This window comes from Saccharothrix sp. NBAS 001, assembly GCF_056640475.1.
In genome coordinates, this window is the sequence record NZ_CM153251.1 from 6,955,896 (window position 1) to 6,982,248 (window position 26,353).

General features: G+C 72.2%; 21 protein-coding genes. 5 read left to right on the top strand and 16 right to left on the bottom strand.

Annotated features, from left to right (window positions below):
- Positions 1-47: 47 nt before the first annotated feature.
- On the bottom strand, positions 48-1,673 hold the full coding sequence (pruA, locus tag AC0HI0_RS29955; RefSeq protein ID WP_480926851.1) for an L-glutamate gamma-semialdehyde dehydrogenase: 1,626 nt from the start codon (positions 1,671-1,673) through the stop codon (positions 48-50).
- Positions 1,674-1,710: 37 nt separating this feature from the next.
- Between pruA and AC0HI0_RS29960 the strand changes: the two genes are divergently transcribed.
- Entirely contained in the window at positions 1,711-2,079 is a 369-nt protein-coding gene (locus tag AC0HI0_RS29960) for a VOC family protein (RefSeq protein ID WP_480926852.1), read from the top strand.
- A 6-nt stretch (positions 2,080-2,085) separates the two neighbouring features.
- On the opposite strand, the gene AC0HI0_RS29965 is transcribed toward AC0HI0_RS29960, so the two are convergent.
- From AC0HI0_RS29965 to AC0HI0_RS29975, 3 genes are read right to left on the bottom strand one after another with little or no spacing between them, the layout of a single operon-like run.
- On the bottom strand, positions 2,086-2,577 hold the full coding sequence (locus AC0HI0_RS29965; protein ID WP_480926853.1) for a DUF6912 family protein: 492 nt from the start codon (positions 2,575-2,577) through the stop codon (positions 2,086-2,088).
- On the bottom strand, positions 2,574-3,959 hold the full coding sequence (locus AC0HI0_RS29970; RefSeq protein ID WP_480926854.1) for a WS/DGAT/MGAT family O-acyltransferase: 1,386 nt from the start codon (positions 3,957-3,959) through the stop codon (positions 2,574-2,576). Before AC0HI0_RS29970 ends, AC0HI0_RS29965 begins: the two co-directional genes overlap by 4 nt.
- A 10-nt stretch (positions 3,960-3,969) precedes the next feature.
- Positions 3,970-4,626, bottom strand: coding sequence for a phosphotransferase (locus AC0HI0_RS29975; protein WP_480926855.1), 657 nt, complete (start codon positions 4,624-4,626; stop codon positions 3,970-3,972).
- Between the two features lie 286 nt (positions 4,627-4,912).
- Here AC0HI0_RS29975 and AC0HI0_RS29980 point away from each other — a divergent pair, with 286 nt between their 5' ends.
- Positions 4,913-5,656, top strand: coding sequence for a TrmH family RNA methyltransferase (locus AC0HI0_RS29980; RefSeq protein WP_480926856.1), 744 nt, complete (start codon positions 4,913-4,915; stop codon positions 5,654-5,656).
- A gap of 394 nt (positions 5,657-6,050) precedes the next feature.
- On the opposite strand, the gene AC0HI0_RS29985 is transcribed toward AC0HI0_RS29980, so the two are convergent.
- Positions 6,051-6,464 (bottom strand): HAD-IA family hydrolase, encoded by a 414-nt coding sequence (locus AC0HI0_RS29985; RefSeq protein WP_480934419.1) that lies wholly within the window; start codon positions 6,462-6,464, stop codon positions 6,051-6,053.
- 51 nt (positions 6,465-6,515) lie between these two features.
- On the opposite strand from AC0HI0_RS29985, the gene AC0HI0_RS29990 reads away from it, so the two are divergent.
- Complete coding sequence (locus tag AC0HI0_RS29990; RefSeq protein WP_480926857.1) at positions 6,516-6,854, top strand: Rv3235 family protein; 339 nt, start codon at positions 6,516-6,518, stop codon at positions 6,852-6,854.
- Between the two features lie 120 nt (positions 6,855-6,974).
- Here the strand turns inward: AC0HI0_RS29990 and secA are convergent, their stop codons facing one another.
- The 7 genes from secA to AC0HI0_RS30025 form a co-directional block, all read right to left on the bottom strand.
- Entirely contained in the window at positions 6,975-9,854 is a 2,880-nt protein-coding gene (gene secA, locus AC0HI0_RS29995; RefSeq protein WP_480926858.1) for a preprotein translocase subunit SecA, read from the bottom strand.
- A 1,106-nt stretch (positions 9,855-10,960) separates the two neighbouring features.
- A complete protein-coding gene (hpf, locus tag AC0HI0_RS30000; RefSeq protein WP_480926859.1) occupies positions 10,961-11,665 on the bottom strand; it encodes a ribosome hibernation-promoting factor, HPF/YfiA family in 705 nt (234 codons plus the stop codon).
- Between the two features lie 429 nt (positions 11,666-12,094).
- Positions 12,095-12,730 (bottom strand): ComF family protein, encoded by a 636-nt coding sequence (locus tag AC0HI0_RS30005; protein ID WP_480926860.1) that lies wholly within the window; start codon positions 12,728-12,730, stop codon positions 12,095-12,097.
- 84 nt (positions 12,731-12,814) lie between these two features.
- Positions 12,815-14,557, bottom strand: coding sequence for an LpqB family beta-propeller domain-containing protein (locus AC0HI0_RS30010; RefSeq protein ID WP_480926861.1), 1,743 nt, complete (start codon positions 14,555-14,557; stop codon positions 12,815-12,817).
- 73 nt (positions 14,558-14,630) lie between these two features.
- On the bottom strand, positions 14,631-16,358 hold the full coding sequence (gene mtrB, locus AC0HI0_RS30015) for an MtrAB system histidine kinase MtrB (RefSeq protein WP_480926862.1): 1,728 nt from the start codon (positions 16,356-16,358) through the stop codon (positions 14,631-14,633).
- A gap of 10 nt (positions 16,359-16,368) precedes the next feature.
- Positions 16,369-17,046, bottom strand: a complete 678-nt coding sequence (mtrA, locus tag AC0HI0_RS30020; protein ID WP_015104936.1) for an MtrAB system response regulator MtrA — start codon at positions 17,044-17,046, stop codon at positions 16,369-16,371.
- 185 nt (positions 17,047-17,231) lie between these two features.
- Complete coding sequence (locus AC0HI0_RS30025; RefSeq protein WP_480926863.1) at positions 17,232-17,873, bottom strand: dTMP kinase; 642 nt, start codon at positions 17,871-17,873, stop codon at positions 17,232-17,234.
- A gap of 139 nt (positions 17,874-18,012) precedes the next feature.
- Here AC0HI0_RS30025 and AC0HI0_RS30030 point away from each other — a divergent pair, with 139 nt between their 5' ends.
- A complete protein-coding gene (locus tag AC0HI0_RS30030; protein ID WP_480926864.1) occupies positions 18,013-18,981 on the top strand; it encodes a hypothetical protein in 969 nt (322 codons plus the stop codon).
- Between the two features lie 10 nt (positions 18,982-18,991).
- Here the strand turns inward: AC0HI0_RS30030 and AC0HI0_RS30035 are convergent, their stop codons facing one another.
- The 3 genes from AC0HI0_RS30035 to ahcY form a co-directional block, all read right to left on the bottom strand.
- Positions 18,992-19,561, bottom strand: coding sequence for a DUF2510 domain-containing protein (locus AC0HI0_RS30035; RefSeq protein ID WP_480926865.1), 570 nt, complete (start codon positions 19,559-19,561; stop codon positions 18,992-18,994).
- 4 nt (positions 19,562-19,565) lie between these two features.
- Positions 19,566-20,903 (bottom strand): SNIPE associated domain-containing protein, encoded by a 1,338-nt coding sequence (locus AC0HI0_RS30040; protein ID WP_480926866.1) that lies wholly within the window; start codon positions 20,901-20,903, stop codon positions 19,566-19,568.
- Positions 20,904-21,028: 125 nt separating this feature from the next.
- The gene (gene ahcY, locus AC0HI0_RS30045; RefSeq protein ID WP_480926867.1) at positions 21,029-22,492 is read right to left on the bottom strand and encodes an adenosylhomocysteinase; all 1,464 of its coding nucleotides are present in this window, start codon (positions 22,490-22,492) and stop codon (positions 21,029-21,031) included.
- 83 nt (positions 22,493-22,575) lie between these two features.
- Between ahcY and AC0HI0_RS30050 the strand changes: the two genes are divergently transcribed.
- A complete protein-coding gene (locus tag AC0HI0_RS30050; protein WP_480926868.1) occupies positions 22,576-25,008 on the top strand; it encodes a hypothetical protein in 2,433 nt (810 codons plus the stop codon).
- On the opposite strand, the gene AC0HI0_RS30055 is transcribed toward AC0HI0_RS30050, so the two are convergent.
- Positions 25,005-26,276 (bottom strand): glutamate mutase L, encoded by a 1,272-nt coding sequence (locus tag AC0HI0_RS30055; RefSeq protein ID WP_480926869.1) that lies wholly within the window; start codon positions 26,274-26,276, stop codon positions 25,005-25,007. The genes AC0HI0_RS30050 and AC0HI0_RS30055 overlap by 4 nt on opposite strands.
- Between the last annotated feature and the right edge of the window lie 77 nt (positions 26,277-26,353).

Sequence of the window (26,353 nt, forward strand, 5' to 3'; positions counted from 1 at the left end):
TCCGTGGCAGGGTTGACGTCCTGCCCTGGAACCTACGCCGGCGGGGCTCAGCCCATGTGCGGGTACGTGTGATCGGTCGGCGGCACGAACGTCTCCTTGATGGAGCGCGGGCTGATCCAGCGTTGCAGGTTGAAGATCGAGCCCGCCTTGTCGTTGGTGCCCGACGCCCGCGCGCCGCCGAACGGCTGCTGCCCGACGACCGCGCCGGTCGGCTTGTCGTTGACGTAGAAGTTGCCCGCCGCGTACCGCAGCGCCCGCCCGGCCTGCTCGACCGCCGCGCGGTCGGTCGCGAACACCGCGCCGGTCAGCGCGTACGGCGAGGACTCGTCCACCAGGCCCAGCACGTCGGCGAACCGGTCGTCCTCGTACACGTGCACGGCCAGGATCGGCCCGAAGTACTCGGTGGTGAACACCTCGTTCGCGGGATCCGTGCCGACCAGCACGGTGGGCCGCACGAAGTAGCCGACCTCGTCGTCGCACGTGCCGCCGGCCAGCACCTCGACGCTCTCCGCCGCGTGCGCCTTCTCCAGCGCCGCCTTGTGCTTGGCGAACGCGCGGGCGTCGATCACCGCGCCGCCGAAGTTCGCGAAGTCGGTGACGTCGCCGTAGGTCAGGGAGTTCGTCACGTCGGCGAGCCGGTCGCGGATCCCGGTCCACACCGAGCGGGCGACGTAGGCGCGGGACGCGGCCGAGCACTTCTGGCCCTGGTACTCGAAAGCGCCGCGCACCAGCCCGGTGACCAGCGCCGCCGGGTCGGCGGACGGGTGCGCGAGCACGAAGTCCTTGCCGCCCGTCTCACCCACGATCCGGGGGTAGGACCGGTAGCGGTCGAGGTTGTCGGACATGGTGCGCCACAAGGCTTTGAACGTGTTCGTGGAGCCGGTGAAGTGCAGCCCGGCGAAGTGCGGGTCGGTCAGCGCGACCGAGGACACCGCGAGCCCGTCGCCGGTGACCAGGTTGATCACGCCCGGCGGCAGCCCGGCCTCCTCCAGCAGCAGCATCGTGTAGTGCGCGGCCAACTGCTGGGTCACCGACGGCTTCCACACGACCGTGTTGCCCATCAGCGCGGGCGCGAGCGGCAGGTTGCCGGCGATCGCGGTGAAGTTGAACGGGGTGATCGCGACGACGAACCCGTCCAGCGCGCGGTGGTCGAAGCGGTTCCACACCCCGGGGCTCGACTCGGGCTGCTCGGCGAGCAGCCGGCGGGCGAAGTGCACGTTGAACCGGAGGAAGTCGATCAGCTCGCACGCGGCGTCGATCTCGGCCTGCTGGGCGGACTTGGACTGGCCGAGGATCGTGGCCGCGTTCAGGGTGTCCCGCCACGGCCCGGCGAGCAGGTCGGCGGCCTTGAGCAGGATGGCCGCCCGCGCGTCGAACGGCAGCTCCCGCCAGCCCGGCGCGGCCCGGCGGGCGGCCCGCACGGCGTCGGCCACGTCCTCGTGGGTGGCGTTGCCGGTGACGCCCAGGACGTGCCGGTGGTCGTGCGGCTGGACGACGTCGACGGGGTCGCCGCCGGCCATCCGCCGCACGCCGTCGATCGTCTGGGTCAGCTCGTGCCGCTCGCCTTCGAGTTCGGCGATCCGGCGTTGCAGGGACTCGCGTTCGGTGCTGCCGGGTGCGTAGCCCCGAACCGGTTCGTTGGCCGGTTCGGGTACCGAGGTGACCGCGTCCATGTGGCCATCGTGGCACGCGGTAGTACGGTGCGCAGCCGTGGCGAAAGTGACCGGCATCGGCGGGGTGTTCCTGCGTGCCCGCAACCCGGTGCGGTTGGCGGAGTGGTACCGCGCGAACCTCGGCGTGCCGATGAACGAGAACGGCGCGGTGACCTTCCACTGGGCGAGCGCGGAGACGACGACGTTCGCCCTGTTCGCGAACGACACCGAGTACTTCGGCGAGCCGGGCCAGCGGGCCATGCTGAACCTGCGGGTGGACGACCTGCACGCGCTGCTGGGCCGGCTGCGCGAGCGGGGCGTGGAGATCCTGCCGCAGACCGAGGACTCGGAGTTCGGCCGGTTCGGCTGGGTGGTCGACCCCGAGGGCAACCGGATCGAGCTGTGGGAGCCCGCACCCGGAATGTGAACCCGTTTACATGAGTTCGAGGACGAACGGCAGTTCCTGGGCCGCGTACCAGGCCAGCTCATGGTCCTCGGCCTCCCCGATCGCGAACTCCGCGTCCGGGTCGCCGAGGTCGGCCGCGTCGACCACCTCCACGGCTTGCGCGACCGCGTCCTCGGCGTCCGCGGTGTCCAGGTGGATCGCCGCGATCCGCTTGAACGGGATGGGGCCCGCGATCTTCACCACCGAGAAGTCCAGGTCCGGGCGGAGCTTCACGTCCTCCACGTCGACCGAGACGACCGCCCGGCGCGGCACCGGCTTCTCCTCGTTGGACAGCAGCCGGAGCGACGCGCGCGACGCGTCGAGCATCGCCGAGTACTCCAGCTCCTCGGTGTCGCCGGAAGCGTAGGACTCGCGCAGCGCGGGGGTGAGGGCGAAGCCGGTGCCGCCCACGGGCGCGAACTCGCCGCGCTCCACCAGGTCGCGCAGCATCGCGACGGTCGCCGGGAGGTAAACCCTCATTGAGACACCGTTCCCATCAGTTCCTCCACGGACTCCTCGACCATCGCCGCCAGGACGTCCACATCGGACATCGCGTCCCGGTCGGCGTTCAGGCCGAAGTACACACCACCGTCGTACGAGGTGACGCCGATCGACAGCGCCTGGCTCTTGGCCAGCGGCACGACCGGGAACATCTCGATCATCTTCGCCCCCGCCGCGTACAGCGGCACCTGGGGACCGGGCACGTTGGTCACCACCACGTTGAACAGCCGCCGGGAGAACGAGCTGGCCGCCCGCGCGCCCAGCGCGTGCAGGGTCGGCGGCGCGAACCCGGAGAACTTCACCAGGGTCTGCGCCGCGACCTGCTGGCCGGACTCCTGGTGGGCGCGCATGGCGTGGCTGACGTGGTGCAGCCGCACCACCGGGTTGGGCTCGCCGACCGGCAGGTCCACCAGGTAGGCCGAGACCTGGCTGCCGTTCGCGTCGTCGTCGCGGATCGACAGCGGGGCCATCGCCCGCATCGTGGTCTGCCCGGTGACCACCTCGCCGCGCGAGAGCAGCCAGTTGCGCAGCGCCCCGGACAGCACGGCCAGCACGCCGTCGTTGACCGTGCCGCCGTGCGCGCGGCGGATCGCGCGGAACTCGTCGAGCCGCGTGCGGGCCACCGCGAAGCGGCGCTGCGGCGAGATGCGGACGTTGAGGGGGCTGCCGGGCGCGGGCGTGGCGGCGGTGCGCACGGCCGACGCGAGCCCGCCCAGCGCGCCGGCGACCTTGCGGACCGTGGCCACGGTGTCCATGGCGGCGCTGCGCACGTTCTCCACCAGCTCACCGGGCCGCTGCACGACCTCGGCCACCGCGTCGGCGACCAGTTGCAGGCCGCTCGGCTCGGGCTGGGGCATCCACAGCGTCTCGACCGGCTGCCGGGGCGTGGCCGACACGTCGAGCATGACCTGGCCGATCTCCGGCGCGCCGATGCCGTCCACCATCGCCTGGTGGGTCTTGGTGATCACCGCCGACCGGTTCCGGGCCAGGCCCTCGACCAGGTAGATCTCCCACAGCGGCCGGGTGTGGTCCAGCGGGCGCGACATCAGCCGCGCCACCAGGTCGTGCAGCTGCTGGTCGGTGCCCGGCCTGGGCAGGGCCGAGCGGCGCACGTGGTAGGTGACGTCGAAGTCCGGGTCGTCCACCCAGACCGGCCGGGCCAGCCGCCCCGGCACGTGCACGACCCGCTGCCGGTAGCGCGGCACCAGGCCCAGCCGCTGCTCGATCAGGTCGACCAGGCCGTCGTAGTCGAAGCCCGCCTTCGGCCGGCGGAACACCGCCACCCCACCGACGTGCATCGGCGTCGTGGAGTCCTCCAGGTACAGGAACGAGGCGTCCAGCGCGGACAGGCGGTCGGGCATGGCTGCCAGGCTAGTCGCTGCAACTCTCCACCAGTTTGCGCACGGCCCTGACCTCGATCGGGTCGCGGGTGTGCCGGGCCAGCCGGATCTCCGCGGCGGCGGGCATCGCGCGGCGCGCCTCGCGGTCCACGCCGGACAGGAACCCGCGCACCAGCCGGGACCGGGCCAGCCGCTTGAACGGCCGCAGCGGCGCCACCGCCATCGCCAACCAGCTCAGCGCGACGTCCACCCGCCGGTCGCCGCGCTGCGCGGACGCCCAGTCGACCACGACGGGCCCCTCCGGGCCGAGCACGACGTTGCCGGGGTGCAGGTCGAGGTGCAGCAGGCACCCCTCGCCGGGCAGGAAGTCGGGCGCGTCCACCGAGTCCAGGCACCGGTGCAGGTCGGCGAGTTCCCGACCGAGCGCACCCGCCCGCCACGGCCTGGCGTCCAGCTCCTGCGACATCCGAGGCCCCGGCACGTACTCCATGACCAGGTCGGCACCGTCGACGTCGTGCACCCTGGGAACCGGGATGCCGCGCGCGTGCAGGTAGCGCATCAGCAGCGCCTCGGGCTCCAAATCGCGCCCGGTACGGCTGCGCTTGAGCAGCAACCCGTCCGACCGCAGGTAGACGTCCGCCTCCCGGCCACAGGCCAACAGACGGTGCGCCTCATTGCGCGTGGTCATGTGACGATCATCATGGTTCCCGCCCTGGATGCAAGCCCCAAACGGCTGATAGTGCCTCCCCGCCCCTCCGAGGCCCCTCCCTCCCCCTCTCCGCCCTCCCCTTCTCCGCCCTCTGCCTCCCCCTCTTGACCCGTCCCTCCTCCCCACCCCCGCCCGCGTGGCCGCGTCGGTAGTTCGCGCCTGGTTTCACGCCGATCACGCCCTTCGATCGGTGTGAAACCAGGCGCGAGCTGCCGACTTCCAGGCGGCCACGCCCGCCCCGACGGAGTCGGGGCAAAATGTGACAGTGGACATCTCGCCTAAGGACCGGTTCGTCACGGTGTACGGCCGCAAGCCTGTGCTCGAAGCTCTGGACGACCCGCGACTGGAAGTCGACAAGGTGCTGCTCGCGGAGGGTGCGCGCGGTCCGGCGGCGAAGGAGATCCTGGACGCGGCGGGCCGGCGGGGTGTGCGGGTGCAGCGGGCCACCGCGCAGCGGGTGAAGGTGCTGGCCGGCAACGGGCGGCACGACCAGGGCGTGCTGGCCGACGTGGTCGCGCCCCGGATGCTGCCGCTCGCGCACGCGCTGGAGCGCCGACCGGCCCGGATCCTGCTGCTCGACGGCATCACCACGCCCGCGAACGTCGGCATGATCCTGCGCACCGCGACCGCCGCCGGCATGGACGGGATCGTCGTGCCGCGCCGGGGCGTCGCCTCGATCGACCCGCTGGTGGTCAAGGCGTCGGCCGGGGTGGCCTTCCGGGCTCCGGTGCTCAAGTGCGCCACGGCGGGCGAGGCGGCGGCCGAACTCACCGCCGCCGGGTACCCGGTGTTCGCGCTGGACGCGGGTGCGCGGGACACCATCTACAGCGCCGACCTGCCCGAGCGCGCGGTGTACGTGCTGGGCAGCGAGACCGACGGGATTTCCGACGACGTCCGGCCGCACGTCACCGGGTGGCTGTCGATCCCGATGGCGGCGGGCGTCGAATCGCTGAACGTGGCCAGTGCGGCGGCCGTGCTCTGCTTCGAGGTGGTCCGCCGGCGGGGCTGAGCGCCCGGCTCGGCACAGCTGCGGCGCGGGCACCGGAGGGCCACTCCGACACCCGCGCCGCTTCACTGTGGGCGGCCTGACGGCGCAGCCGGTCGAGCCCTGCCGCTCGACGCGCGCCGTCCCGAGCCTGCCCCCGGTGCTCCCGCCACCGACGTCGCGAACCCGGTGCGGGGCGACGTTGCCGGTTCCCCTCCCACGGGCCGAAGCCGGCTTCGCAGTACGCCACCGCACGTTTCGCGCCGCCGTCCCGAAGCGGCGGAACACCGAATTACTCTTCGTCGTTACCCGGGCTGTGGAAATGTCGGTCGAATTCGACTGAATCGACGGTACGTCGCCGCGCGGAGTACCGGCAATTCACCGCACGAGTGGTCGGATCGCAGCGGACGGTCACCGATTAACTCTCCAGGGGGACCTCAAGCAGCAATTCGAGTTCCTCAAGGGTGGAGCGCACCGACCGATGGTGCACGCCGACCATCCCGGCCGCCGCCGCGCCCCGGACGTTCACCGCGAGGTCGTCCACGAACACGCAGGCCGCCGGTTCCAGGCCGAGCCGCGCGGCGGCCAGCAGGTAGATCCGCCGGTCCGGTTTGGCGTAGCCGACCTCGCCGGAGGTGACGACCACGTCGAACAGGTCGCGCCACTGCGCGGGCGGGGTCCACAGGCCGTCCGCGTTGGACAGGATCGCGGTCCGCAGGCCGTGCCGGCGGGCCTGCCGGGTGGCCGTGACCAGCGGCGGCTCGGTCACCGGGGCGTCGCCGTGATCGGTCAGCACCCCGCCGAAGTCCAGCACCAACCCGCGCACACCCACCTCCACCAGGTGATCCCGGTACCCAGCCGACCGGTTGCGGCTCCGTTCAGCATGTCATCCCCGGTCCGCGTGCTGCGCGCCCGCACGTCCGCCGCGCACCGCCGGGCCCGCCGGCTGGTCGCGGCGGTGGTCGAGGCGGTGGCCGGGCAGCGGCCCCGCCGCCAGGTGGCCCGGGTGCTGGCCGCGCCGGCGGCGGCCGGGGTGGGGCGGGCGGTGGGCGTGCTGCGGACCGTGCGGCTGGGCGCGACCCGCCTGTGCCCGACCGCCGCGCAGGCCGCCGAGCTGTGCGGCGTGCTGGTCAACCGGGGCGGTCGGGTGCGCGCGCTGGCCGCGCGCATCGAGTGGACCGACGACCAGTGGCGCTGCACGGAATTCCACGTGCTGCCGTGAGGGATTGCGCGCACCGCGACCGGCGGCTCCCGGCGGTCGCGTCGACAGAACTCCGGGGTGGGCGGAAAATGGCGAATGCCGCCGGGCCGAAGGGCCCGACGGCATTCGTCGTGGAATCTCCTACTGGCGCGGGCCCTTGCGGTTCGCCTTTTCCTGCGCACGGGCCGCCGCACGGCGTTCCTTGCGGGTGCCGCCCTGGCCGCCGCCTCCGCCGCGCTGCTGCTCCTCGCCGCTGGTCTCCGCGTCACCGCTCTCGGACGGGCCGCTGTAGGTCAGCGCCTGGCCACCGCCCCGCTGGTCCAGGCCCTTGCCACGCAGCGCGGGCGGGATCGCGTCGCCGCTGGACAGCTGCGCCAGCGCCGGCCCGGCGGGCGCGTCCTGCGGTGCCGAGTCCTGCGCGGCGGCAGCGGCGGCGGCGCGGGCGCGGGCCCGGCTGCCGGTCAGCGGGCCGGCACCGGCCGCGATGGACACCTGCACCGGGGGCTCCGGCGCGGGCTCCGGCTCGGCGGCCTCGACCTGGAGGTTGAACAGGAAGCCGACGATCTCCTCGCGGAGCGCGTCGAGCATCCCGTTGAACATGTCGAAGCCCTCCCGCTGGTACTCGATCAGCGGGTCGCGCTGCGCCATCGCGCGCAGGCCGATGCCTTCCTTGAGGTAGTCCATCTCGTAGAGGTGCTCGCGCCACTTGCGGTCCAGCACGGACAGCAGCACGCGGCGCTCCAGCTCGCGCATCGCGCCCGGACCGACCCGGCCGTCGATGTCGGACTCGCGGGCCTCGTACGCGGCCAGCGCGTCCGCCTGGAGCTTCGCCTTGAGGGACTCCTTGGTGAGGTCCTCGTCGTCGGACTCCAGCAGCGCCTTGTGGTCCAGCGTGATCGGGTAGAGCGTCTTGAGCGCCGTCCACAGCTGGTCGAGGTCCCAGTCCTCGGCGTAGCCGTCGGCGGTGGCGCCGTCCACGTACTCGCCGACCACGGCGGTGATCATGTGCTCGACCTGGTCGCGCAGGTCCTCGCCGTCGAGGACGCGGCGGCGCTCGGCGTAGATCACCTTGCGCTGCTCGTTCATGACCTCGTCGTACTTGAGGACGTTCTTGCGGATCTCGAAGTTCTGCTGCTCGACCTGGGTCTGCGCGGACCGGATCGCCCGGGTGACCATCTTGTGCTCGATCGGCACGTCGTCCGGCACCCGCAGGCGGGTCATCACGTTCTCGACCATGGCCGCGTTGAAGCGGCGCATCAGCTCGTCCTTGAGCGAGAGGTAGAACCGCGACTCGCCCGGGTCGCCCTGCCGGCCGGAACGACCGCGCAGCTGGTTGTCGATGCGCCGCGACTCGTGGCGCTCGGTGCCCAGCACGTACAGGCCGCCCGCCTCGCGGACCTCCTCCGCCTCGGACTTGACCTCGGTGGTGATGTCCTCGATCAGCTTCGACCAGGCGGCCTCGTACTCCTCCGGGTTCGCCACCGGGTCGAGGCCGCGCTCGCGCAGCTCGTGGTCGGCGATGATGTCCGGGTTGCCGCCCAGCACGATGTCGGTACCGCGGCCGGCCATGTTCGTGGCGACCGTGACCGCGCCCTTGCGACCCGCCTTGGCGATGATCAGCGCCTCGCGGTCGTGGTGCTTGGCGTTGAGCACCTCGTGCGGCACGCCCTTCTGCACCAGCAGCTTCGACAGGTACTCGGAGCGCTCGACGCTGGTCGTGCCGACCAGGACCGGCTGGCCCTTGTCGTGCCGCTCCAGGATGTCCTCGGCGACCGCCTCGAACTTCGCCTCCTCGGTCTTGTAGACGAGGTCGGCCTGGTCCTGGCGCTGCATCGGCCGGTTGGTCGGGATCGGCACCACGCCGAGCTTGTAGGTCTGGTGGAACTCGGCCGCCTCGGTCTCGGCGGTACCGGTCATGCCGCCGAGCTTCGAGTAGAGCCGGAAGTAGTTCTGGAGGGTGATCGTGGCGAGCGTCTGGTTCTCCGCCTTGATCTCCACTCCTTCCTTGGCCTCGATGGCCTGGTGCATGCCCTCGTTGTAGCGGCGGCCCGCCAGCACGCGGCCGGTGAACTCGTCCACGATCATGACTTCACCGTTGCGGACGATGTAGTCCTTGTCCTTGGTGAACAACTCCTTGGCCTTGATCGAGTTCTGGAAGTACCCGACCAGCGGCGTGTTGGTGGAGTCGTAGAGGTTCTCGATGCCGAGCTGGTCCTCGACGTACTGGACGCCCTGCTCGGACACGCCGATCGTGCGCTTGCGCTCGTCCACCTCGTAGTGGACGTCCCGCTTCATCCGGGTGGCCAGCCGCGCGAACTCGACGTACCAGCGGGAGGACTGGTCCGCCGGGCCGGAGATGATCAGCGGCGTGCGGGCCTCGTCGATCAGGATCGAGTCGACCTCGTCGACCACCGCGAAGAAGTGGCCGCGCTGGACCATCTCGTCCCGGCTCCACGCCATGTTGTCGCGCAGGTAGTCGAAGCCGAACTCGTTGTTCGTGCCGTAGGTGATGTCCGCGTGGTAGGCGGTGCGCCGCTGCTCCGGCGTCATCTCGGAGAGGATCACGCCGACCGTCAGGCCGAGGAAGCGGTGGATGCGGCCCATCCACTCCGCGTCGCGCTTGGCCAGGTAGTCGTTGGTCGTGACGACGTGCACGCCCTCGCCCGCGAGCGCGTTGAGGTAGGACGGCAGCACCGAGGTCAGGGTCTTGCCCTCACCGGTGCGCATCTCGGAGATCTGGCCGAGGTGCAGCGCCGCGCCACCCATCAGCTGCACGTCGAAGTGGCGCTGGCCCAGGGTGCGCTTCGCGCCCTCCCGGACCACCGCGAACGCCTCGGGGAGCAGCTCGTCCAGCGACTCGCCCTCGGCGTAGCGCTTCTTGAACTCCTCCGTTTTGGCGCGGAGTTCCGCGTCGGAGAGGTCGACGACATCGTCTTCGAGGTTGTTGATGTGCGCTGCGATGTTGCGCAGGCGCTTGAGCATCTTGCCTTCGCCGGCGCGGAGCAGTCGGGACAGCACCATCTCGGGTCGACCTCATTACCTCATCGCGACGCGCCCGCGTACGGGCGCCTTCCAGCGGTTCACCACGGCCATGGCGAACCCACACCACCCGCCATCGTAGGCAAGTCGTGAAGGTGTGTGCACAGACACAGGTAGGAAGGGGTGCGGAACACCGCGTGACGACCTCGCGGGCGCTGTCCCGGGGCCGGTCGGCCACCCCGTTTTCCGCGCATGTCGCCGTGCTCGCCACCGGGTCGCGGTGGGGCTGCGGACGACCCCGCCGGCGCTCCGGCGGCCGACGTGCCGGTGCCCGACGCCTACCCCCGGGCGGTGCCGTCGCCGCAGGTGGCGGCGGATGTGGTCGTCGGCACCCGGACGCCGAGTCGACCGCCGGACGCGGTGGAGTCCGGGCCGAACGCGCTGTTCGCCGACGTGCGGGTGCTGCGGGTGGCGGCGCGGTCCGGACCACCGGCCGGACGGCCGGTGTCGGAGCCGTGGCGGCCACAGGCGGGGCGCACTTACCAGTTGACCGAGGCCGGTGACGTGGGTGTCGTCACGACTGGTCCCGTCGACGCACTACGACGCCGTTCGAACCCGCGCCCCGCACCGCTCCGAGTACCCGGGGCGAGCCGGGGCACCGAGGCCGGCCGGTGGCTCTGACCGGACACGACCGGTGGACCGTCGATCGGGCACGTGCGGGATCGTCGTCGGTGCGGTGCGAACGCCGGCCGGCGGCACGGTGGCGTGGACGCCGGCGGCGGGCACTCGTTCCGGGACGCCGGCGGGACACGGGTGTGGGCCGGCGGTGGAGGTCGCGGCCTGGTGGGACGTCGCGGACGGACCTGGCCCGGCACGGGGTGGCGCGCCGCTGGTGGAACGCGGTGCGGATGGCCGGCTCGTCGGTCGGTCCCGGGTGCCACCAGGGCGTGGTCACGGCGGGGAGTGGCGCGCGTTGAGGTCACGCGCGGCGTGCGTGGCGCGGGTCGGAGGCCGGGGCTGGTGCGGCAGGTGCGCCGACTGCCGGGCGGGTGCGCTGGGCGCGGTGCCCCGGTGAGCGGATTCGGGTCACGACCCCCGGCGTGCAGAGGACGCCGGGGGTCGCGGACGTGTGTGGGGGGCCGGCTCCCTCAGGCCAGCCTGATCACGCCGTAGTCGAAGCCCTTTCGGCGGTAGACGACGCTGGGACGTCCGCAGTCCGCGTCGGAGAACAGGAAGAAGTCGTGGCCGACCAGCTCCATCTCGTAGAGCGCCTGGTCCACGGTCATCGGCTTGGCCGTGTGCTCTTTCTCGCGCACGATCTGGCCGGGCAGGTTGTCATGGGCGTCCTCGTCCCAGCGTTGCTGCGCGGGCACTTCCGCCATGCCCACGTAGGCGAGTTCGGACTCCTCGGTGGCGTCCGGGGCGGCTTCGAGCACTGCGGTGTGCCCCAGCCAGAGACCCTGCGCCTGTCCGTCGTGCTCGGTCGGGACCGGTGGTGAGGCCAGTCCGCTGGTCGCCTCGGCGACCGAGGTGGGGCCCCGTCGCCCGTGGTGCACCCGCCGGCGGTCGTGCGAGCGGCGCAACCGGTTCTCCAGCTTGCTGACCGCCGAGTCCAGGGCGGCGTAGAAGTCGCCCGCACACGCTTCGGATCGGATTACCGGGCCACGACCTTTGCCCGTGATCTCCACCCGCTGGCAGTTCTTCGACTGCCTGCGGTTCGGCTCGTGGAAAAGCTCCACGTCAAAGCGGATGACCTTGCGGTCGTATCGCTCAAGCCTGGCCAACTTCTCGGCGACGTGGACCCGGTAGTGATCGGGCACCTCGACGTTGCGGCCCTTAACGACGATGTCCATACACGACCTCCCTCGCGTTGCTGCGAGCTATGGCTTCGGATCGCTGCGGCACCGGTCCCGCGATCGCCTTCGCGAGTTGTCGCCGAGGGTTGTCCTCAGCGCTCCACCGGCGCCAGGGTCATGGGCTGTTCGCCTCCTCCCCGCGTGCCGGGAACGCTGATAGCGGTGCACGTTAGCCCGGTATTCGCCGCTGCGACAGCCCCCGAGGCGGGGGAACTCCATGATTTTCTGGTCGTGACGCTGCGCGACGAAAGTCCGGCACCGGCAGTGCGCCACGCGGGCACACCGGGCAGAAGCGCCGCCGGAGACTCACCCGTTCGGCCCAGCCACCTGCCGACACCCGTCGGCTGGGTGGCTGCTCCGAACAGCCTTCGCACGCGCCTCATATCCGGCCAACGGACGAGCGGCCCACGGGGTTCCCGGCTGGAATCACCCGTGTGGGTGGGATCCGCGAGCCGTCGTCAGCGTCAGGACGGCGGGTACCCCGAACCCGCCGATCTTCAACGCCGAAACGCACGCGGACACCGTCGCACCTGTCGTGACCACGTCGTCCAGCAGCACGACGGCCGAGCCGGGCGGCGGCAGACCGCCCCGGACCAGCCGCACGCGGCCCGCCAGGTTCGCCCGCCGGGCCGCCGGGCCCAGCCCGACCGAGTCGGCCACGCCGGGCGCGAAGGCCAGCGCGCACGCCCGCGGCAGGCCCGCACTCCGCGCGATTCCCACCAAGTGGGAGCCGCCGCGCCGGCGGACGGCTGCGCGGCGTGACGGGGCGGGCACCAGCCACCAATTCCGGCCCCCGCCCGGATAGCCCGGCAGTATCGGCACCGCCGCCGCCACCAACGCCCCCAGCACGGGCACGAGGTCACGCCGGCCGCGCTCTTTGAGGGCGAGCACGACTTCCCGGGCGGGGCCCCGGTAATCGGCCAGCGCGAACACCGGCGGGCCTTTGCCCGGCACGGGCACGCGGCGGGGCGGGCCGAACGCCGCGAGGCACCGCGCGCAGCAGCGCGCGCCCTCGGCCCGACAGCCGGCGCAACGGGGCGGAAACAACAGGTTGATCAGCACGTGATCGAGGGTGCCGGCGGGGTACGACGATTTTCGGGCGCGCGAATCCCGAACTGAGAGCCCCCACGGGGAGACTCTCAGAATTCAGCCCGGATAGAAAGCCTGGGCACCCGTTTCGACCTTCACCGCGGTGCTCGCCCGCCACACGTCGCCGACGTCGCCGGCGCTCCACAGCCCGCTCTGGTCCACGGCCACCACGTTGCGGCCCGGCGCGGCGGTCACCGAACTCACCGGCACGGTCAGGTTGGACGTGTTGTAGCGCTCGATCTTGAGCCCGTCGATGTTCACCTTGGCGATCGGCCACGACGCCAGCGACGTGCTCGCCACCAGCACGTCCTGCGCCAGCCAGTCCACCGAGATGGTCGAGGTGCCCAGCACGGTCGGCTGGAGGTTGCGCGGCAGCCGCAGCGACACCGACGAGTCCGTCCCGCGCACCACGGCCGCCACCACGAGCCGGCCGCCGACCACGGCCGCGACCCGGGTGCCGTCCCGGGACAGCCGCAGCTCGGTGATCCCGCCGAACAGGCTCAGCTCGGAGGCGTTCACCGCGTTCGCGGTCCACCCGGCGTCGGTCTTCTTGACCCGCACCACGTTCGCCCCGTCCGCGACCGTCCACACCTCGGGGCTCGGGTCGCCCGGCCGCCCGCTGGGCAGCCAGGTCGGCCGGGTCAGCGTCGACGCGGGCAGGTCCACGGGGGTCAGCGCCTCCTCCAGGTTGCCCACCCGCAGCCGCACGGTCTTGGGGTCCACCCGGCTGACCACGGCCAGCTCCGCGCCGTCGAGCGACTGCGCGGCGGAGACCACCTGGTACTCGCCGGTCCCGGCGGGGCCCTTCACCGCCTCGCCGTTGGCCAGCCTGCGGACCAGGCCGCCGGTCGCCACCAGGCCGCTCAGGTCGGCGTCCGGCGTGATCAGGGCCTCGCCGGACTGCACGTCGGCGGGCCGCCACTCGATCTGGTCGGTCGAGATCGGCGCGCCCTCCACCAGGATCCGGATCCGGCTGCTGGTCACGCCCGCCAACGACTTCACCACCTGCGCCACGATCAGCTTGCGCACCTGCGCGGTGAGGTCGCCGACCTTGGTCAGGTCGACTTCCAACGCGCCGTCATCGGCCTCGTGGGTGTCCTTGCGCTGCGCCGCGCCGTTGGGCACGGCGGTCGCCAACGCGCCCCGCAGGCCCACGGCGGGGCCCTTGAGCAGCAGTTCGGTGACACGGCGGGGGATGGACGTGGACGGCGGGACGACGACGTAGCGCGGGTCGGGGACCAGGACGTTGAAGTCGGGGTTGTAGAAGTAGAGGGTGACCCGGCGGTAGTTGGCCTGGAAGCCGACCAGGGGCACGTAGATGCCGTCCGGCGGGTCGGCGATGCGCCACTCGCCGTCCTTGTCGGTCTCGATGCCGACCGGCGCGGTGAGGTCGCCGACGCGCTGCACGAACGAGTTGTCGACTTCCAGCGAGCCGATGTTCTTGCCCTGGAGCAGGACCGTGCGGTGCTTGCCGTCCACAGGCAGGTCACCGCCGCCCGTGGGCACGGTGTTGAAGGTCGTGTCGATGACCGTCGGGGTCGCCTTGGTGTCCCAGTTCTTCTTGGCGTCCTCGGTGAGGTACGCCTTGGCCGCCGCGTAGTCCGCGTCGGGGTTGGCGGAGGCGTTGACGAACTCGCGGACCAGGCTCAACGGGTCGATGCCCTTGGTGGGCTTCGGGGCGGCGGCCTCGGTGGCGTTGCCGGCCGAGGGGTTGACCGCGATGGGCGTCGTCTGCGTGGGGATGGCGGCGCAGCCCGTCAGGGCCAACAGGCACGCCACCACCGCGACCAGCCGCTTCACCGGACCTCCCGGAACTTCACGATTCCCCGCCCGTCCCGCGCCGAGCCCGGACCGGCCACCGACCGGGTGCCGGTCACCGGACTTCCTCGCGATCACCCGTCACCGGCTGCGCGGGCTGCCAGGTGATCTCCTCCTCGGTCAGCTCGACCTCCCCGGCCGCGTCCTCCTCCGGCTCCGGCTCGGCCGGCACGGCGGGCAGGTCGGGCGGTTCCAGCGGGAGGGGGCTCGCGGTCAGCTCGTGGCCGTGCCGGCAGGGCAGGGTCAGCCGGAACACCGCGCCGTACCCGCGCTCGCCCCACGCCTCCAGCCACCCGCCGTGCAGCCGCGCGTCCTCCAGGCTGATCGACAGGCCCAGACCGGTGCCGCCGGTCCGCCGGTTGCGCGACGGGTCGGCCCGCCAGAACCGGTTGAACACCAGGTCCGCCTCGCCCGCCCGCAGCCCCACGCCGCGGTCGCGCACGGTCACCGCCACCGCGTCGCCGTCGCTGCGGAGGGTGAGTTCGACGGGCAGGCCCTCGCCGTGGTCGATGGCGTTGGCGAGCAGGTTGCGCAGGATCCGCTCGACCCGCCGGGAGTCCAGCTCGGCGGTCACCTCGTGCTCGGGCAGGTCCATGACGATCGTGGAGCCGCTGCTGTTCGCGATGGCCCGCACCGAGTCGTGCGCCCGGCGCGCCAGCACCCGGATGTCGACCAGCTCGGCGGCCAGCTCCTCCACGCCCGCGTCCAGCCGGCTGATCTCCAGCAGGTCGCCCAGCAGCGACTCGAACCGGTCCAGCTCGTCGACCAGCAGCTCGGTGGACCGGGCCAGGCCGCCCGGGAACTGCTCGCGGGACGCGTGCAGCACGTCCGCGGCCATCCGCACGGTGGTCAGCGGGGTGCGCAGCTCGTGCGAGACGTCGGAGGTGAAGCGGCGCTGGAGCTGGCCGAACTCCTCCAGCTGGTGGATCTGCCGCTGGATGCTCGCGGCCATCTCGTTGTACGACTCGGCCAGCCGCGCCACGTCGTCCTCGCCGACCACGGGCATCCGCTCGTCCAGGCTGCCGTCCGCGAACCGCTCCGCGATCTCGGCGGCCTGGCGCACCGGGCGCACGACCTGCCTGGTCACCAGGTTGGCGATCACCGCCAGCAGCAACAGCAGCACCAGGCCGCCCACGACCAGCGTCGACTGCACGACCTCGGCGGTCGACTGCTCGCCGGTCAGCGGGAACAGCAGGTACAGGTGCATCGCGCGGGCGGAGCTGTTCACCGGCTTGCCGACCACCAGCAGGGTGGTGCGGCCGGTGCTGCGCTCGACGGTGGTGATCTGCCAGCCGGCGCTGCCGCGCTCCAGCACCTTGGTCAGGCCCGCGGGCACGTCCTGCCACGGGCCGACCGCGGTCGGCAGGCCGTCCGAGCCGACGCCGACCGGGTCGGACAGCACGGGTTCGAACGCGCCCGCGCCGGACGAGGTCGCATCCAGGCCGGACCCGGCCGCGTTGATCTTGTTCAAGGCCGCGGTGAACCGCGACTTCACGCTGTCCGGGCCGGGGTTGAGGCCGGACAGGTCGGGCTGCACGGCCGCCGCCGACGCCTCGGTCTGCCGGATCGCCGCCTGCGTCTTGGTGTCCAGCAGCTGGCCGGTGATCTGCACCTGCAACACCATGCCCAGCACGAACACCACGGCGGAGGACAGCGCCAGCGTGCTGACCACGACCCGCAGCTGGAGCGAACGCCGCCACAGGTCGCCGAACGCGGCGGCGCGCCGGCGCGCGTGCTCGATCCCGCGGCGCAGTTCGCGGACCACGGGATCAAGCACGCTCATCGGACACCGATCACGGAGGGCCCGCCTTGTACCCGACGCCGCGTACGGTCAGCACCACCTCGGGGTGCTCGGGGTCGCGCTCCACCTTCGAGCGCAGGCGCTGCACGTGGACGTTCACCAGCCGGGTGTCCGCCGCGTGCCGGTAGCCCCACACCTGCTCCAGCAGGACCTCGCGGGTGAACACCTGGCGCGGCTTGCGGGCCAGGGCCACCAGCAGGTCGAACTCCAGCGGCGTGAGCTGGATCGGCTTGCCCTCGCGCAGCACCTCGTGGCCGGGCACGTCGATGGTCAGGTCGCCGATCTGGAGCACCTCGGCGGGCTCGGCCTCGGTGCGCCGCAGGCGCGCGCGGATACGCGCCACCAGCTCCTTCGGCTTGAACGGCTTGACCACGTAGTCGTCCGCGCCGGACTCCAGGCCCAGCACGACGTCCACGGTGTCGCTCTTCGCGGTGAGCATGACGATCGGAACGCCCGATTCGGAGCGGATCGCCTTGCACACGTCGATGCCGTTCATGCCCGGGAGCATGAGGTCGAGCAGCACCAGGTCCGGTTTCAACTCGCGCAGCGCGGGCAGCGCGCGGGCGCCATCGGCCACCACCGCGGTATCGAACCCCTCGCCCCGCAGCACGATGGTCAGCATCTCCGCCAGAGCGGGGTCGTCGTCCACCACGAGCACGCGTGCCTTCATACCCAACATCGTCCCACTAGTGGTCGGACCTCCACGCACCGCCCAGTGCTCATCGCCGCTGGTCGCCGCACGGGTCCGCTCGGTCATCGGTCTCGGTCGCCGTTCCACGTGCCCACCTCGCATCACCGCACGGGATTCGTCAGCGACTCATCGGCGGGGCGGTCACGTTTCGTTACTTCGTGAGACTAACGGGTGAAGTACCGGTCGAGTAGTCCATCCATCCGCAGGTCGGCGGTGCCGTCGAGGACCTCCCACGGCGACAGCCAGTGCGCGGCGGCCAACTCGTCGTACACGGCCCCGCAGCGGCTCTGGAGGTCGTCGTCGGACTCGTAGACGTCACGTTCGCGCTGCTCGGACGTCTCCCGGTGGGCGGCGCGGCTCCGCGCGACGGCGCTCGGCACGCGCAGCAGGAGCTGGAGGTCCGGGATCGGCAACCCGAAGCGGTCCACCTCCAGCGCGCGCAGCCAGGCGACGAACTCGCCGTCCGCGTGCTCGCGCAGGCGCGCCGCGCCGTACGCGGCGTTGGACGCGATGTACCGGTCGAGGAGGACGACGTCGTAGTCGCGCAGGTCGGCGCGGATCTGGTCGGCGGCGGCCCGGCGGTCGAGCGCGTACAGGACGGACATGCCGTGCACGGAGTCCGTCAGGTCGCCGAGCCGGCCGTGCAGCGCGTCCCGGACGAGTTCGGCGTGGATGTCGTCGTCGTACCGGGGGAAGGCGCCGGTGGCGACCTTGCGGCCCTGGACCGCGAGCGCGTCGGTGAGGGCTTTGGCGAGGGTGCGCTTGCCCGCGCCGTCCAATCCCTCGATCACCACGAGTTTTCCCACGCCACCACCCTAGGGGGCGGCGGCAAACCTCGATCGGCGGCATGACATCGCCCAGTTGGGTGACTGGAGATCTTTCTCTCACCAGATTGAGTGACTACGGTGAACCCAATTCGGGCGCGCGCGAAAGGGTGGTGCCGCGGTGACCGCGGATTCCGGGCCGGTTGACCAGCCGGCGGGCCACCCACCAGGGTTGCCCAGCGCCCTGGCCGAGACGCTGCGTTACGGCCCGTTCCACCGGGCGCTGCACGACGCCATCGCCCACCGCGGCCTGTCCCTGGCCCGGCTGCGCGCCCACCTGGAGCAGCAGGGCGTGCAGGTCGGGCAGTCGACGCTGAGCTACTGGCAGCGCGGACTGCGCCACCCCGAAGTGCCGCGCGCGATCGCCACCGTGCGGGCGCTGGAGACCGTGCTGCGGCTGCCGGCCGACTCGCTGGTCACGCTGGTCGGCAACCGCCCGCAGCCCCGGCTGCCCAGACCCGCGTTCACCGAGCTGGCCAACGCGTGGGTCAAGACCGTGCCGCTGCTGGCCGAGTTCGAGGCCGTGCCGGAGAGCGCGCGGGCCAACGCGGACCTCGAAGTGCTGTCCGTGCACGACACCGTGCTGATCGGCGTGCAGCGCGAACAGCGCTCGATCACCACGCGGCTGGTCGTGCGGGCGCTGCGCACCGGGCCGGACCGGTACCTGGCCGTGCACCAGGGCGACGAGGGGTCGGTGATCGACAACGCCCTGGTAAGACCCGCGGAGGGGTGTCGGCAGGGACGGCTGCGGCGGCAGAGCGCGTCCCGGGGGCTGGCGTTCGAGCTGCTGTTCGACCGGCGGCTCTCCGAGGGCGAGGAGCACGTCTTCAGCTTCACCGTGGTGGACGACACCGGCGGGTCGACCCCGGGTCACCACCGCACGTTCCGCGAACCGTGCCGCGGGTACCTGCTGCAGCTGGCGTTCAACCGCCGCGCACTGCCCGCCCGGTGCACCAAGCAGTTCCGGGTCGACACCGGCGCGATGCCGGTGGACGTGGAGGAACTGGTCTGCGGGCTCGGCGGCGTGGTCAGCGCCTACTTCACCGACGTCGGACCGGGCATGGCGGGCATCGGCGTGGAGTGGAGCTGACCGCCGAACCTCAGACGATGTCCAGGCGCGGTGCGGCTGATGCCATCTGCGCCGCGTACGCGACCGCCTGGGCGTCCTCGACCCGTGCCACGCGCACCGACATGGCCGGCACCGCCCTCTTCGTCGGCTTGGTCGTGTAGACGGTGAACGCCTTCGACGTCCGGTCGTAGAAGATGTTTTTCGCCTGGTTCCAATCGACCTCCACGAACTGCCTGCGCAGCACCCCGACGAAGAGGAACAGCAGGCGGCGGTCAGTGCACGCGAGCACGCCGAAACCCTCTCCCTGGGCGGCGGTCAACGCGAGGACCCGCTCCTCCGGACGCAGGTATCCGCCGAGGAGGTTCACCTCCTTCATCGACCCCATGAGCGCACCTCGCACACGGTTCAAAGCCGCCTCGATATCGGGGCGCAACGCGGGCACGGCCGGTTGAGGAGGCGGCGCGGCCACAGGTTCGGTGGCCACCGCGACCTGGCGGACGGCAGTGTGGAACGTCCAGCGCACCCCATCCCAATAGCGGACCAGAGCATCGTCCAGCGGGTCGGGCAACCACGCGGGCGGCCGCACGGGCGACTGGGTCACTCCCTCACTCCTCCCCGTCGTCGGACAGGTCGCCGTCACCATCTGCGGGCAGGGTCACGCCCGGCGACGCCTCGCCGTGCCGCCCCGACTCGGATGCCCGCCACTCGACGGCCTCAGCAGTCTCGGTGAACTCCAGCACGTGGTCGTCACCCAGCCCCACCAGCAGGTCTTTCACCTCGGCGGGCGACGCGTAGAAGAACTCCCGCCGCGCGTTGACCAGGTTCACCCGTTTGTGCGCCAACCGCTGGTGGAGCGCGCTCTCCAGCGCCACGGCGTCCTTCGAGAAGAACAGGGCATGTGTGTCGAACCGGAAGGGCACGGACGCGTCCCCGAGTTCGCGCACGCGGTCCATCGGCTCCAGGCGACGGGTCATGCCGATCTTGACCATGTCGGGACCGAACGCCCCGATGTTGGAGATCACGTAGACGTATCCGGCACGCACGTTGGCGGCCTGCTCTTCGACGCCTTCGATCGCCCGGTCGACCTTGTCGAGCTGCTCCTGCGCTCGACCGAGGGCCTCCAGATCGCCGTTCGCGGTCAGTTTCGCGACCACGGATGCGTAGTGCGCCCGTTCCTTGGCCAGCCGCGCCCGCTCCCGCTCGATCTCCCGCATCACCTTGGCCTCTTCGCGCAGCCGGGCGCGCTCCTCACGGGCCTGTTCGCGCTCGTGTTCGGCTTTCACCAGGTAGTCGGCAGTCAGGTCGATCTCGGCCAAGCGCAGCCGATGGTAGTCAGCGGAGATGGAGATCCCCATCAACGTGCCGAGTTTGCCGATCGTGTGACGGGTGGTGGTGAGCTTGTTCTTCACGGACTCACGGGTGTGCGGCTTCACCGAGTGCACCGCGTTGTCCGCTTCCGTGTTGTAGGAACGCAGCATCAACTTGGCCATGTCCCGGCCGAGCTTCTGCCCTTCCTTGACCGAACCGTTCACCGACCAGTTCACCTGGCTGGTGACGGCGTCCGCCTTGGCCGCTGCCTTGATCCGCTGCTTCAACGCGGCCAGCGCATCCTTGTAGGCGAGCACGTCGTCCAGCGGGTGCGCGTACTCGTAGACCCCGACTTCCTGCAACAATGCGAGTTCACGGGTCTCGACCAGCGTGGATTGGAGAGCCGCGAGTTCGGCCGTGAGCTGACGTCGGGACGCGCCGAACGCTTCGTACGTGGCTTTCGACTTGTCGACGGCGGCACGCAGATCGCGCAGCTCGGCCTCCAGCGCCGAAGTACCCGCCCCTCTCAGTTGCCCCACCCAACCGCGCAGTTCGGCGATGGTGCCGTGCGCCGCGACCAACTGCTGGTGGAGTGACGCCGCCTCCGCGTTCTCCCGGTTCCCGAACAACGCCACGCTCTGCCCCCTCTGTATCACGCGGTGTGTACCAGGGGATCGCGGCCGACGATTGCGGTGTTACGAATCGCCGGAACGCGGAACGGGCCGGTGCGTCGCCGCACCGGCCCGTCCGGGAGAACAGCTCAGTAGCGGTAGTGGTCGGGCTTGTACGGGCCCTCCACGTCCACGTCGATGTACTCGGCCTGGTCCTTGGTGAGCTTGGTGAGCTTGGCGCCCAGCGCGTCCAGGTGGATGCGCGCGACCTTCTCGTCCAGCTTCTTCGGCAGGCGGTACACCTCCTTGTCGTACTCCTGGTACTTGGTGAACAGCTCGACCTGCGCGATCACCTGGTTGGAGAACGAGTTCGACATCACGAAGCTCGGGTGGCCGGTCGCGTTGCCCAGGTTGAGCAGGCGGCCCTCGGACAGCACCAGGATCGACTTGCCGTCCGGGAACACCCACTCGTCGACCTGCGGCTTGATGTTGATCCGCCGGATGCCGGGGTAGCGCTGGAGGCCGGCCATGTCGATCTCGTTGTCGAAGTGGCCGATGTTGCCCACGATCGCCTGGTGCTTCATCGCGGCCATGTGCTCGATGCGCACGACGTCCTTGTTGCCGGTCGTCGTGATGATGATGTCGGCCCGGTCCAGCACGTCCTCCAGCACCTGGACGTCGTAGCCGTCCATGGCCGCCTGGAGGGCGCAGATCGGGTCGATCTCGGTCACCACGATCCGCGCGCCCTGGCCGCGCAGCGACTCCGCCGCGCCCTTGCCGACGTCGCCGTAGCCGCAGATCACCGCGACCTTGCCGCCCATCAGCACGTCGGTGCCGCGGTTGATGCCGTCGATCAGCGAGTGCCGGATGCCGTACCGGTTGTCGAACTTCGACTTGGTGACCGCGTCGTTGACGTTGATCGCCGGGAACAGCAGGTTGCCCGCCGCCGCCAGCTGGTAGAGCCGCATGACGCCGGTCGTGGTCTCCTCGGTGACGCCGCGGATCCCCTCGGCGATCTTGGTCCACTTGCCGTTGTCGGCGGCCAGCGACTTGCGCAGCGTCTCCAGGACGAGCTGCCACTCCTCGGAGTCGTTCTCGTCCGCGGGCGGCACGACGCCGGCCTTCTCGTACTCGGCGCCCTTGTGCACGAGCAGCGTCGCGTCACCGCCGTCGTCCAGGATCATGTTCGGGCCGCCGCCGTCCGGCCAGGTCAGCATCGACTCGGCGGTCCACCAGTACTCCTCCAGCGTCTCGCCCTTCCAGGCGAACACCGGGACGCCCTTCGGCTCCTCTTCGGTGCCGTGCGGCCCGACCACGACCGCGGCGGCGGCGTGGTCCTGGGTCGAGAAGATGTTGCACGAGGCCCACCGGACCTCGGCGCCGAGCGAGACCAGCGTCTCGATCAGCACGGCGGTCTGCACCGTCATGTGCAGCGAACCGGAGATCCGCGCACCCTTCAGCGGGTAGACCTCGGAGTACTCGCGCCGCAGCGCCATCAGGCCCGGCATCTCGTGCTCGGCCAGGCGGATCTCCTTGCGGCCGAACTCAGCCAGGGAGAGGTCGGCGACGGCGAAATCGATGCCGTTGCGGTTCTGGAGCCTCTCGGCGGTCATCGCGGATTCCTCCATATTCGGGGTTCGTCCGACCCTACCGCTCGCCACGCCGGAAGCCAGGGTCGCCTGCGTCTGGGGTGTTCATGCACCACTATGGCCTGGCTGACGCGAGGTTCGCTGGAGGTTCTGTGCTGATTCCGGGCCCCGACACACGGGTGGTCGAGCTGCGGGTGCACGGTGTCCAGGGCACGACCCCGCAGTCCCTGGTGGACGCGGTGGCTGCGGTGGACGTGGCCGGGGACGGCCTGGGGCGCATCGTGCGCCCCGCCGACCGGCTTCGGAGACCCGCGCCGGGCCCGATGCTCCAGGCGGGCGGACGCCCGGTCCCGCGCGTGGTCGAGGGCTACGTGTGGGGCGGCATGACCTCCGGCGGCTGGGCCAAGGCGACGTGGGCGCTGCTGTTCCCGTTCTCGCTGGCGAACGTGGCGCACTGGATGCTGCCGCCGGTGCCGACCGGGTCGACGGCGGCGCACCTGCTCGGCGTGGCGCTGCGGTCGTTGCTCCGGTTGGCGGCGCTGCTGCTGACCGTGCTGCTGGTCGCCCAGCTCGCGGTGATCAGCCTCGACCTCGTCGCGGCGCAGTGCCTCGCGCCCGGCTCGACGTGCCTGTGGGGTCCGTCGTGGGTGTCGGACGTGCCGTGGGCGCGGACGGTGATCGGGCTGGCGCCGGTCGCGCTGCTGCTCGTGGTGCTGCACCGGGTGTCGGCGGTCGACTGGCGGATCGAGCGCAAGCACGTGCCCGCGTCGGCGATCGGGCCGTCCGGGCTGCCCGGCGCGCACGTGGCGACCGATCCGGACGTGCCCGCGCTGCGGGTGCTGCACCTGGTCGCCGGGCTCGGCGCGGCGGTGGTGATCGGGCTGGGCGGTCCGCTCGGTCCGCTCGTCGCGCCCGGTTGGCACGGCGTCGCGCTGAAGGCGGCGTGGGTGGCCGGGGTGGCGCTGGTGGGGGTCTCCGCCCTGGCCGCGCTGCTGCTGGACGACCCGACCGGCGGCGCGCCGCACCGGGGCGGGCGGTGGCTGCGCGCGGCGCTGGCGCGGCGGCCCCGGCGGGTGCTGCTGGTCGTGGCGTGGGCGGTGTTCCTCGGGTCGGCGGCCCTGCTGACCAGGCTGCCGGCCCGGATGCCCGGCGCGGACCTGGCCGTGCAGCTGGTGGCGGCGGCGGTGGCGCTGGTGTGCGTGCTGCTCGCGCTCCTGCTGGTGCCGGCGGCGTTGTCGGCGCGCAAGACGTGGAAGGGACTGCCGCGCGACCTGCGGCCGTGGGCCGGCGGCTGGATGGCCGCGCCGGTGCTGGCGATCGCCGCGCTGCTCGGCGGCGGGTTCGGGGCCGGGGTCGGGTTGACGTTGCGGCGGGTGCTCGGGCACGGCGTGCTGCCGCGCGGGTACGACTACATCGCGCTGCTGTGGGGCGTGGCCGGGGTCCTGGCGTTCGTGGCCGGGATCGCCGTGGTGGCGACGACCGGCGCGGTGCGGTGGAGTTCGCTGCGGCGGGAGAAGGAGTGGGCGCGCGAGGCGGCGCTGCTGCACGCCGGGCGGGCGCGGGACGTGAAACGGGCGGCTCGGGCGTGGTGGTGGGCGCGCTGGAAGCGGCGGCACAGCCACCACGTGGTGCTGATCGGGGCGTGCGTGCTGGTGGCGGGTTCGGTGCCGGCGGCCGTGCTGCGGTTGCGCGAGGTCGACCCGCCGAGCTGGTCACGCCCGTTCACGGCGGTCGGCGTCGTGGTGCTCGCGGTGCTGGCGCTGGCGTTGCTGCGGGCCGTGTGGCTGGCGGCGCGACGGCCGGACACCGCGCGGCAGTTGGGGATCCTGGCGGACTTGGCGGCGTTCTGGCCGCGCGAGGCGCACCCCGTGGTGCCGCCCTGCTACGCGTTGAAGGTCGTGCCGGAGCTGGTGTCGCGGGTGCGCGAGCACCTGGCCGATCCGGGCGCGCGGGTGGTGATCGCCGGGCACTCCCAGGGGAGCCTGCTCGCGGCGGTCGCGACGGCGCGCCTGCTGGAGGAGCTGCCGGCGTCCGAAGCGGCCCGGGTGGGCCTGGTGACGGCGGGGTCGCAGTTGCAGTGGGCGTACCCGAGGGCGTTCCCGGCGGTCGTGCCGCACGACTCGCTGGCGCGGCTGGCGGGCGGGCTGGACGGCCGGTGGCGCGCGTTGTGCCGGGGCACCGACCCGTTGGGCGGCGCGGTGACGACGTGGGGCCGGCAGGTGTTCGACGGGATGCTGCTCGGGATCGGCTTCCTGCCCGACGGCACGACCGGCGCGCTGCCGCCCGCGTTGCGCGGCCCGACCGGCGCGCTCGTGCTCGGCGGTGACCACTGGCTGCCGGACCCGCAGCGCGGGCCGTTCCCGGGGCGGCGGTGGGCGGCGGGGGTCAACCGGCACCGGGACTACACCTCCGACCCGGAGTGGGACCGGGCGGTGGCCATCGCGGCGGGGTTGGAGGACGTGGCCGCGCCGACGGCCGGCCCGGTGCTGCCGGCGGCCCGCCAGGCCCCGGTGCGGGCACCGGAACCCGAGGCGCTCTAACCGTCCTGGCCCAGGTGCGCGCCGAGCAGGCGGTCGGCGGCTTCCGGGCGGCCGGCGGCGGCGAGGAGGCCGGCCGGGGCCAGCACGTAGTCGCGGTCGACGGTGATGTCGGCCGACTTCAGCACCGGGCGCAGCACGGGGTCGGCGCGCAGGGCGCGTTCGACCTCCGCCACGTCCGGCGCGTGGCGGAAGACCCCGCCGGACAGCACCAGGCGGCCCGCGCCGCGCGGGCCCAACCGGCCGTCCACCAGGCGCAGGTGGCGGCGGGTGGCCAGGATCGCGGCCAGGGCGGCGAGCCGGAGGTCCACCGCCGGGTCGTCGGGCAGCCATGTCACGTCGGCCGCCCGGAACGCAGCTTCCTGTTGCAGCACAACGGCTTCCGCCTTGCCCACCAGCTTCTCGGCGACCGCCTCGGCGACGATCCCCGGTGCGGACCAGCGCATCCCCAGGTCGCCCTCCACCGTGCGCCGGTCCGGCGGCAGCGCCACCGTGCGCTCGACCCCTTCGTCCACAGTGGACACCGCCGAGTAGACGTCCGTCGTGGCACCGCCGACGTCGACCACCAGCACCGCGCCCTCGCGGTCCTGGGCGGCCAGTCTGGACACCCCGCCGAGGACGGCGTCCGGCGTGACGGCCTTGACCAGGTCGCGGAACGCCCGGCCCCGGGAGAGGCCCTTGCCGCCGATCACGTGCCGCAGGAACACCTCCCGGATCGCCCGCCGGGCCGGGCCGGGTGCCAGTTCGCCGACGTCGGGCAGCACGTTGTCGGTCGCGACGACCGTGCGGGCGGCGAGCAGGTCCAGCGCCTCGCCCCGGGCGTGGGCGTTGCCCGCCAACACGATCGGGCACGCCACGCGGGCCAGCCTCGCCGCGTTGTGCAGCAGCACCGAGCGGTCGCCGCCGTCCGTGCCGCCGACCAGCAGGACGAGGTCCGGCGTCGCGGCCCGCAGCGCGCGCACGCCCGCGCCGGTCAACCGGCCCGCCGACACGTGCACCACCTTCGCGCCCGCCGACAGCGCCACCCGGTACCCGGCCTCGGCGCTGACCAGGCGTTCCTGCCCGACCACCGCGAGCCGCAGGCCACCGCCGGCCGACGAGCAGGCGAGCACCTCGTCCGCGCCGCCCAGCTCCCCGGACACCGCCGCCACGCCGTCGAGCACCTCCGGCGGCGACGTCGGCCGCTGCGCCGTGCCCAGCAGGTCGCCGGCCGAGGACACCAACGCGCCCTTCGTCCAGGTCGAGCCCACGTCCAGGCAGAGCACCGTCATGACCGTGCAAACTACCCGAGCCCGTGCGCGCGGAGGCGGTCCGCGAACGCCGCCCGGAGGTCCGGTCGACGTCGCCG

Excerpts from the sequence above, each read along its gene's own strand:
- pruA (WP_480926851.1), bottom strand. The coding sequence starts at position 1,673 with ATGGACGCGGTCACCTCGGTACCCGAACCGGCCAACGAACCGGTTCGG.
- AC0HI0_RS29965 (WP_480926853.1), bottom strand. The coding sequence starts at position 2,577 with ATGAGGGTTTACCTCCCGGCGACCGTCGCGATGCTGCGCGACCTGGTG.
- AC0HI0_RS29970 (WP_480926854.1), bottom strand. The coding sequence starts at position 3,959 with ATGCCCGACCGCCTGTCCGCGCTGGACGCCTCGTTCCTGTACCTGGAG.
- AC0HI0_RS29975 (WP_480926855.1), bottom strand. The coding sequence starts at position 4,626 with ATGACCACGCGCAATGAGGCGCACCGTCTGTTGGCCTGTGGCCGGGAG.
- AC0HI0_RS29990 (WP_480926857.1), top strand. The coding sequence starts at position 6,516 with ATGTCATCCCCGGTCCGCGTGCTGCGCGCCCGCACGTCCGCCGCGCAC.
- secA (WP_480926858.1), bottom strand. The coding sequence starts at position 9,854 with ATGGTGCTGTCCCGACTGCTCCGCGCCGGCGAAGGCAAGATGCTCAAG.
- hpf (WP_480926859.1), bottom strand. The coding sequence starts at position 11,665 with ATGGACATCGTCGTTAAGGGCCGCAACGTCGAGGTGCCCGATCACTAC.
- mtrB (WP_480926862.1), bottom strand. The coding sequence starts at position 16,358 with ATGAGCGTGCTTGATCCCGTGGTCCGCGAACTGCGCCGCGGGATCGAG.
- mtrA (WP_015104936.1), bottom strand. The coding sequence starts at position 17,046 with ATGAAGGCACGCGTGCTCGTGGTGGACGACGACCCCGCTCTGGCGGAG.
- ahcY (WP_480926867.1), bottom strand. The coding sequence starts at position 22,492 with ATGACCGCCGAGAGGCTCCAGAACCGCAACGGCATCGATTTCGCCGTC.
- AC0HI0_RS30050 (WP_480926868.1), top strand. The coding sequence starts at position 22,576 with ATGCACCACTATGGCCTGGCTGACGCGAGGTTCGCTGGAGGTTCTGTG.
- AC0HI0_RS30055 (WP_480926869.1), bottom strand. The coding sequence starts at position 26,276 with ATGACGGTGCTCTGCCTGGACGTGGGCTCGACCTGGACGAAGGGCGCG.